This is a genomic window from Rossellomorea vietnamensis, from assembly GCF_001305855.1.
Classification (GTDB): Bacteria; Bacillota; Bacilli; order Bacillales; family Bacillaceae_B; genus Rossellomorea; species Rossellomorea vietnamensis_A.
In genome coordinates this window covers 1-680 of sequence record NZ_LIXZ01000070.1, presented here as the reverse complement: position 1 = coordinate 680, position 680 = coordinate 1, and the positions used below count along the sequence as shown (strand labels likewise).

Below are 680 nucleotides of genomic sequence, written 5' to 3'. Positions count from 1 at the left end.
CGGTATGGATATAAAAGAATTACGAAGGAATTAAAGAAATTAGGTCATCATATCAATCATAAAAAAGTATATCGTATTATGCGAGACCTCGGATTGAAATGTGTAAAATTCATGCGGAAATCCCGTAAATACAATTCGTATAAGGGGAACGTTGGAAAGGTAGCGAAGAACCGATTATCACGCCGGTTTAACACGCATGTCCCTCTACAAAAATTAGTAACTGACATTACAGAATTTAAATGTCTAAACGAAGAGAAGTTATATTTAAATCCCATTCTTGACCTCTATAACGGAGAAATCATAGCGTACGGAATCAGGAAACGTCCCACGTTAGATCTAGTCATGGAACCTTTACATGAAACGATAGAAATAATAAGAAATCACGCAATCTATCGAACCACCATCCATTCTGATCAAGGCTGGCATTACCAACACAATCAATGGGTGAAGACCTTAAAGAAAAATAATGTATTCCAAAGCATGTCACGGAAAGCTACATGCGCAGACAACGCTGTAATGGAAAACTTTTTTGGTGTTTTGAAGCAGGAAATGTACTATGGAGAAAAATTAGTTACCTTTGAGGATTTAAGAAGCCGGATTGAAGAATATATCCACTGGTACAATCATGAACGTTCAAAAGAAAAATTGGATGGACTAAGTCCAGTCGAATACCGAACTCA

At 36.8% G+C, this 680-nt stretch carries 1 protein-coding gene; it reads left to right on the top strand.

All coding sequences use genetic code 11. The features are described from left to right. Positions 1–680: IS3 family transposase (locus tag AM506_RS21760; protein ID WP_060675154.1), on the top strand; the 680-nt coding region annotated here is incomplete at both ends.